This is a genomic window from Gilliamella sp. G0441 (assembly GCF_050589305.1).
Classification (GTDB): Bacteria; Pseudomonadota; Gammaproteobacteria; order Enterobacterales; family Orbaceae; genus Gilliamella.
This window is the reverse complement of sequence record NZ_JBNRJF010000009.1, coordinates 103468-111320: the sequence shown is the minus strand read 5'-3', so window position 1 is coordinate 111320 and position 7853 is coordinate 103468. Positions and strand designations below refer to the sequence as shown.

Genomic DNA, 7853 nt, shown 5'->3' with positions numbered 1-7853 from the left:
TAGCGCGGTGGTCCCACCTGACCCCATGCCGAACTCAGAAGTGAAACGCCGTAGTGCCGATGGTAGTGTGGGTATTACCCATGTGAGAGTAGGGTGCCGCCAGACTTTTAAATAAGTGCGAGAGCCCAGCAGAGATGCTGGGCTTTTTTGCTATCTATGGTTTAAGAAATTAAAATCAACGTAATTGTGCAGAGAGGGATATAGTAGTCTGGAAATGAGCTCATTAATCGCTTTTAATAAACCATTTAAAGCGGTATCTCATGGAATAATATCAAACAGCAGGGATCTACCTAATGCTTATTACAAATATTAATAAGTTTGTTTGATGTTAATAACATGTCTATTATCTACATTAAGTCGTCGATTACAAAATTCCATTAAATATCTATTGTTATATCAGTGTAATGTCGTAGTTCAATTTTCATAGCATAAAAAATATTAATCTGTAGATTTAACCTGCCCAATGAGTGATAAATTTGTTTGATGCTAATAACATATCTGTTATTTAGACTAGATTGTTGATTATAAAATTCCATTAAAGATTAAATGGTTAACACTTAACTGGCGAATAGCCAAGCCAAGTGCTCTCTATAATAACAATGAGTCAAATTTATGCTCTTTATTGGAAAGATATTGAATCGAAGTTAATGTCTGTAGATTAAATATTTAAAAAAAAGCATAAGCTAAGGTACTTTATTATTGACCATCCATTAATATGGAAAAGTGATCTTTAAGTAGCGTATGCTTTGATAACATTGTGTGAGTAATTGAAAGAGCTTAAAGTTTGGAGAGTTTGATTGGACAGACAAAAAGAGAAAGCAATACTCCTAATAAGGAATATTGCTTGTTTGTTAATATTAACCTAAAAGTAAGGCATCGTCGGTAACTTTTTCACCGCGTGTTTTTTCAAACATAGCTAATAAGTCATTTACTGTCATCTTATCACGTTGTTCACCAGAAACATCAAGTACGACTTGTCCCTGATGAAGCATTACGGTCCTGTTTCCGTATTCTAGAGCTTGTTTCATTGAATGTGTTACCATCATGGTTGTTAACTGGTTTTTGCCCACTATTTCATTAGTCAGATCTAGAACGAATTGAGCTGTTTTAGGATCAAGTGCAGCGGTGTGTTCATCGAGTAACAAAATTTTAGATGGCTGTAAGGTCGACATCAATAAACTTATTGCTTGTCTTTGTCCTCCTGAAAGTAACCCCATCATATCGGATAAACGATTTTCGAGACCTAAATTTAAAGTCGCAAGCTTTTCCTTAAATATGGACTGAATTTTGCGATTAAGTGCAGGGCGTAATGTAAAACAACGTCCACGATTATAAGCAATAGCAAGATTTTCTTCGATGGTTAAATTTTCACAGGTTCCCACCATCGGATCTTGAAACACTCTGGCAACCATTCCTGCTCTTTTCCAGGCAGGAACTCGTGTTACATCTTTGCCATTGATGATGACATGCCCTGAGTCACTAAGTAAATCTCCGCTAATAATATTAAGTAACGAACTTTTACCCGCACCATTACTACCAATAATCGTAACAAACTCACCTTCTTTTATATTTAAATTTAAGCCACGTAATACGTGATTTTCAATAGGTGTACCTTGGTTAAAAGTTAATTGCAATTGTTCAACGTTAAGCATGTTTATTTCCTCTTTTTTTCGAGTATTTTTTTAATTGCTTAGGTAGTACAAGAGCAAGTACAACCAATATTGCGGTAATAAGATTTAAGTCTTCTGTGCCTACGCCTATTTTGTGCAAAAACTCATTACTAAGTGCAACAGCTATGAATAAACGATAAAGAATAGCGCCTAGAATAACTGCCAGCATAATTGCCCATATACGTTTTGTTGGGAAGATACTTTCACCAATGATAATAGAAGCAAGACCAATAACGATTGTCCCCACACCGATGGTAATATCAGCACTGCCTTGGGTTTGCACAAATAATGAACCACCTAATGCGATTAAGCCATTGGAAATAGCCATACCTAAAATGGTGATGCTGCCCGTTGGGACACCTTGAGATCTAGCCATTCTTTGGTTTGTACCGGTAGCTCTCAATGCCAATCCCATTTGGGTGTTTAAAAATAAATGTAGCAATAACCAAACCACAACAACAAAGCCAAAAACCATAATGGATTGAACAATATATTGGTTACTGTAGTCTTCTGAAATAAAGGGTGAAAAAATAGTTTTAGCATCCAATAACGCAAGATTCGGTGATCCTGAATATTCAGTTGTTTCGTGAGTAATATAACGTCCAAGACCTAATATCCTTAAATTGATTGAATACAAACCTATCATGACAATAATACTGGATAATAATTGCAAAATATTGAGCTTAACATAAAGCAAGCCAGTCAAACTACCGGCGATACACCCCGCAAACATACCTAAAAGTGTGGCAATCCAAGGGTCAATACCAATATAAATACATAAACCACATACTGCGCCACCTAACGGGAAGCTAGCATCGGCTGTAAGATCCGGAAAATCGAGTAAACGGAAAGATATAAAAACACCTAAGCTCACAATGGCATAAATAAGTCCAATTCCCAGCGAGCCTATTAAAAATTCAAAAGACATGAAAAAAACCTATTAAAATTAACCGCTAAAATTAGCGGTATCGTGATAAAATTAAAAAACTATTCAACAATCTTCGTTGCTGATTTCAATACATCTTCAGATAATACGACGCCTTGTCGCTCAGCTGCTTTTTTATTGATTGTTAACTGTGTAATGCTACCTATTTGTGGCGGAATATCGCCAGGTTTTTCACCATTAAGAATGCGGATAACGATTTTACCAGCTTGGCGTCCTAAGTCATAATAACTCATTCCCAAGGCCGCGATGGCTCCGCGTTCGGCTGAGTCAGGATCGGAGGCTAACAAAGGTATTTTACTTTCATTAGCGACTTTTGCTAAAGACTCGTAAGCCGAAACGACATTGTTATCGGTAGTAGTATAAATCAGATCAACTTTACCTTTTAAACTTCTTGCTGCTGTAGAAATATCTGAAGTACGTTGAGCAGGGGCTGCGATAATTTGCATACCACGTTTTTCCAGTGCTGATTGTAATTGTTTAAGTACAATAGTTGAATTGACTTCGCTAGGACTGTAGACATAACCAATGTTTTTCGCATCTGGTTTGATTTTTAACATCATATCTATTTGCGCATCTAACGGTAGTGCATCAGAAACACCGGTCACATTGGTTTTTGACGCTTCCCAACTAGGGGTTAATCTTGCGGCAACGGGATCTGTTACAGCCGTGAAAATGATTGGAATACGTTTAGTCGTCGCTAATAAAGCTTGTGAGCTAGGTGTTGCGATTCCGACAATCACATCGGGTTTATTGGCAGCAAATTGTTTAGCGATTTGAACAGCATTAGCACTACTGCCTTGAGCGCTGGCATACTGTAATTTTAAGTTTTCACCGTTGATATAACCATTATCTTTTAATTCATCTTCCACCCCTCTTCGAACATTATCTAATGCAGGATGTTCAACAATGGCTGTAATAGCAACATACTTTTGTTCCTTTGCTGTATCAGCAAACGATGAAAAAGTAAGGGTTGATAAACAGAGTAGCATAATAAGTTTACAAATACGATTACGCATATAGGTACCTTTGTAATAATTTTTTTACAACTTAGATAAATATGTGTTTACTATAAATCATATTTAAATAATTTTCTAGGAATATCACTTTATTTAGCTGTAAATTTTTAATTACAATCTGTTATAACTAGTGATTGTAAAGCACTTTTAATCGACAAAAATTGGGTGTATTTTGCTTCTTTTATAGATAAAAAAAACGAAAATAATCATTCGTTCGAGAGTAAGCGAGTTCTGTTGATAATAGGGGTATGCTCTGCTGATTGATTCAGCAAAGCATAAATGGGATTATGTTATTCACCAATGACTTTATAAGAGGACTGAATAACTTCAGGCGATAATGTTGCGCCTTGTTTTTTCGCGGCTTCAATATTGATAACCAGTCGTAATGCTTGTCCAATTTCTGGCGCAATACTGCCGGGTTTTTCTCCATTCAAAATGCGAACAACAAGTTTGCCTGATTGACGACCAACATCATAATAACTCATGCCATAAGCCGCAACGGCGCCTCTTTCAATTGCATCAGGAAAAGATGCTAATAAAGGAATTTTGTTTTCATTAGCAAATTTCACTAATGATTCATAAGCAGATACAACATTGTTATCGGTTGTCGTATAAATCAAGTCAACTTTGCCTTTTAATGAATTTGCCGCAGTGGAAATATCCGCAGTTCGTTGTGCGGGCACTGCAACCAATGAAATATTTTGTTCTGCAAGTTGTGCTTTCAAATTTTTCATTACCACAGTGGAATTGATTTCACTTGGACTGTAGATGTATCCTACCGATTTTACATTCGGGACAATTTTTTTCATAAAGTCGATTTGAGGCCCAATCTCTTGAAAATCAGATACACCCGTAATATTAGTATTGGTTGGTTCCCAATTTTTAACTAGCTTTGCGGCAATGGGATCAGTAATTCCTGCAAATACGAGTGGGATTTGTTTAGTTACTGCGGCTGTTGCTTGTGCACTTGGTGTTGCAATAGCGACGATAACATCGGGTTTATCGGCAATAAATTGTCTGGCAATTTGTGCTGCAGTCGCGCTACTGCCTTGGGCGCTTTTGTACTTAACCGTTAAATTTTCATTTAATAGATAACCACTGCTTGTTAATTCATCTTTTACACCATCTCGGATTTGATCTAGTGATGGATGTTCAACAATTGCAGTTATGGCAACACTTTTTACCGTATTTGCTATACACATAAAAGGGGTAATTAACATCAAACAACTGAATAAAAAAAAGCGTTTCATAAAAATAAACTCGCAAACTAGTACAATAGTATTATTCTAAACTGATTCAACCAAAATGTTAAGGTGTAATTGGACTTTTCTGTCATTCTCATTTTTTAAAAGGATGAGGCATTATCTGATTAATATAAAAATACGCTAAAATTTCAAGCAAATTAAGAATATAATAATCAGATTCTTGGTTTTTTATCCTGCTTTTCATGAAAAAAAGCTAAAAATAGCTGCTAATATTGTTCAGTTACCTATTCAAGGTTAATTCTAAATTTATTCGAAGCTAAATTCTTATTGTGCAAATACAAAGGGATTGATACCACTTTTTGCAAAACCTTCTTCTTCGGTTTTGATATCAAGTATTAAAGAGGCAATATCATCAGCAATAACTTCAATATGCGGATCTTTATCCTGATCAAAGATTTTTAAATAGCTGTGGCAAGCATCACAACATTCTGTTTTAGTCGCTGATAATTCACTATCTAGCGAAAAATATTCAATATTTTTCATATTATCACAGCTGGTACATTTTACTCTTGGCACATACCATTCACTCTCACATAAACTACAATGTAAATAACGCAGTCCATTATGACCACCCAGTTGAATGACGCTGGCAACCGGCATGCTATCACATACGGGACATAGCCAATTTTTATCACTATTTTCGGATACTGCTTTACCTTTTATTTGGCTAGCTAGCTGGCTATAGTAAACAGAGAGTGCAGACCAAATAAATACGGCTTCATTGCCATCAACTGCGTGGAATTCGCCTTTAAGTAAATGCAAAGCCTTATTTTGTAATTGCTCAATACTGTTTTTATCCAGTTGTTCAATCACGATTGAAATTTGATCGGTTAAATTTGATGATGATTGTAATAACGCCTTTAAATAATCCTGCCAAGAGTAGGGTAATGAAAAGTTTTCTATACTCAGTGGTGGTAAATCATTATTTAATGGCTCGAATAGCTCTTTATTTAGTGGTTTTTGGCTAACTAAGTCTGCTTGCGTTTGCGCTAATTGAGCACAAAAACAGAGATAGTCACTAAATGGACTATTTTTTGCTAATCCTTTTAGCCTGTTAGCTCGATGCAAATAGAGCGTTGTTGGTGAAGGATAAAAAAGTAAGGGAATTTGTCTGATAACGGAATTGATATTTTGTTTTTCAAGTTGAACTTGTGGGATGATTTTTATACTCATTATTGGTTACCATTCATGATTATTTTATCCATAATCGATTTCGTGATTGAGATAATTCCGCTGATAAGTATCAGCGGATAAAATAGATATATTTTAGAAACAACTATAAAGCTGTTTTTTGTTCGACTTTTGTTGTTTGCTTCACGTCTAAAGGTTTATCTGCTTCCAGTTCCTGTTGATAGATTTTTTGCATTTCTTCTTCATACCATGAAGAGTGGTTTTTTCGAGCCCAAGCTCGAGATACATACCCTGTAATCATCCCTTTAATTGAACCTTTAACCCAGATAGCCATATAAGCATGACCAATGGCGAGTAAGATTAAGCAAATAGCTGCAAACGAGTGGAAAAAGATTGCAATACGAACAATTTCAATTGAAAAATAATCTGAAACATATCTTCGCCACATAATCATACCGGTTACGAATAACACAGTGATTAAACTCATGATACACCAAAATAAAAATTTCTGACCAACATTATATTTGCCAATGGGTATACCTTCTTCTTTGCCCATGATGACGTGTTTAAAATTCTTGATCCATAACATATCATTTTTATTAGGGATATTATGATGAGCAAGCTTTACAAACATGAACATCAGCAGTATAAAGACGATGCATCCAATTAGGGGATGTAACGCTCTAACCAGTTGAGGGGTTCCAAGAAAAAGCCCAAATAGTTTAATGGACGGAAAAAATAACGATAAACCAGATAATGCCGTTAAGATGAAAAGACACACCATACACCAATGGCAAAAACGTACAATAAGTGGTGTTCTAAGAATCATTCCTTTTTTATTCATGATGTTCCTCCTTTTGTGGTATGTCGGCACTATTATTACGACCAAAAATAGGTAATCCTAATCGTTTTCTTGCTTGTTTATCCGCTTGTTTTTCCTGTTCGATATCTTCTTCGTCTACTTCAATTGCACCGACGCCCATGTAATGGAAAAGTAATCCACCAAAAGTAGCAATAAAGGCGGCAGCTGAAAGTGGTTTCCAAGGGCCTTTCCAGAATCTAACCAGTTCACTGATATGGGGTTCATCTGGCAAACCGTGATACAGATCGGGTTGATCAGCGTGATGTAATACATACATGACATGCGTTCCATTGACCGCTTGAGGATTATAAAGCCCTGCATGTTCAAACCCCCGTTTTTTTAAATCGGCTATTCGGTGCTCAGCATGTCGAATCATATCTTGTTTAGTCCCGAAATGAATAGCACCAGTCGGGCAAGTTTTAACGCAAGCCGGCTCTTGTCCAACCGAAACACGATCAACACATAAGGTACATTTATAGGCTCGATTATCTTCGTTACTGATACGAGGAATGTTAAACGGACAACCTGCTACACAATAGCCACAACCAATACAATGTTCTGACTGAAAATCGACTATTCCGTTAGCATATTGAATGATAGCACCTTCAGAAGGGCAAGATTTTAAACAGCCAGGCTCAGAACAGTGCATACACCCATCTTTGCGAATTAGCCATTCAAATTTTCCGTTAATTTCAACTTCAGAATAGCGCATTACCGTCCATGCTTTAGGCTCCAAATCAGCGGGATTATCGTAAACACCGACCGTATTGCCTACTTCTGCTCGCAGGTCATTCCATTCGCTACAGGCGACTTGGCATGCTTTACAACCAATACAGGTGGTGACATCAATTAATTTGGCCACCTCCTGTTGATAATCACGTGCTCGCGGCGCAGGCGTTAAATCATTAGTTGCAGAACGACGAATAATATCTTGAGTTTGTAATGACATAATTAATCCTCCTG

7 protein-coding genes and 1 rRNA gene are annotated in these 7853 nt (G+C 36.5%); 1 reads left to right on the top strand and 7 read right to left on the bottom strand.

The annotated features are described in order from the left end of the window. Positions 1-105: ribosomal RNA gene (rrf, locus tag ACKJXD_RS08965) — 5S ribosomal RNA — on the top strand; the annotation flags it as partial. Between the two features lie 752 nt (positions 106-857). Here rrf and ACKJXD_RS08960 read toward each other — a convergent pair. The 7 genes from ACKJXD_RS08960 to fdxH form a co-directional block, all read right to left on the bottom strand. After that, on the bottom strand, positions 858-1652 hold the full coding sequence (locus ACKJXD_RS08960; RefSeq protein ID WP_220216044.1) for an ABC transporter ATP-binding protein: 795 nt from the start codon (positions 1650-1652) through the stop codon (positions 858-860). Next, the gene (locus tag ACKJXD_RS08955) at positions 1645-2598 is read right to left on the bottom strand and encodes an ABC transporter permease (RefSeq protein WP_430876102.1); all 954 of its coding nucleotides are present in this window, start codon (positions 2596-2598) and stop codon (positions 1645-1647) included. Before ACKJXD_RS08955 ends, ACKJXD_RS08960 begins: the two co-directional genes overlap by 8 nt. Before the next feature lie 59 nt (positions 2599-2657). Beyond that, positions 2658-3632: an ABC transporter substrate-binding protein gene (locus ACKJXD_RS08950; RefSeq protein WP_267349559.1), complete on the bottom strand. Its 975-nt coding sequence runs from the start codon at positions 3630-3632 to the stop codon at positions 2658-2660. A 290-nt stretch (positions 3633-3922) separates the two neighbouring features. Beyond that, positions 3923-4882, bottom strand: coding sequence for an ABC transporter substrate-binding protein (locus tag ACKJXD_RS08945; protein ID WP_430876101.1), 960 nt, complete (start codon positions 4880-4882; stop codon positions 3923-3925). 279 nt (positions 4883-5161) lie between these two features. After that, a complete protein-coding gene (gene fdhE / locus ACKJXD_RS08940; RefSeq protein ID WP_430876100.1) occupies positions 5162-6070 on the bottom strand; it encodes a formate dehydrogenase accessory protein FdhE in 909 nt (302 codons plus the stop codon). Between the two features lie 103 nt (positions 6071-6173). Continuing rightward, positions 6174-6872 carry a formate dehydrogenase subunit gamma gene (locus ACKJXD_RS08935; RefSeq protein WP_430876099.1) on the bottom strand — a complete coding sequence of 233 codons (699 nt, stop codon included), beginning with the start codon at positions 6870-6872 and terminating at the stop codon, positions 6174-6176. Continuing rightward, complete coding sequence (gene fdxH / locus ACKJXD_RS08930) at positions 6865-7839, bottom strand: formate dehydrogenase subunit beta (RefSeq protein WP_430876098.1); 975 nt, start codon at positions 7837-7839, stop codon at positions 6865-6867. The genes ACKJXD_RS08935 and fdxH overlap by 8 nt, the downstream gene beginning before the upstream one ends. Positions 7840-7853: the final 14 nt, after the last annotated feature.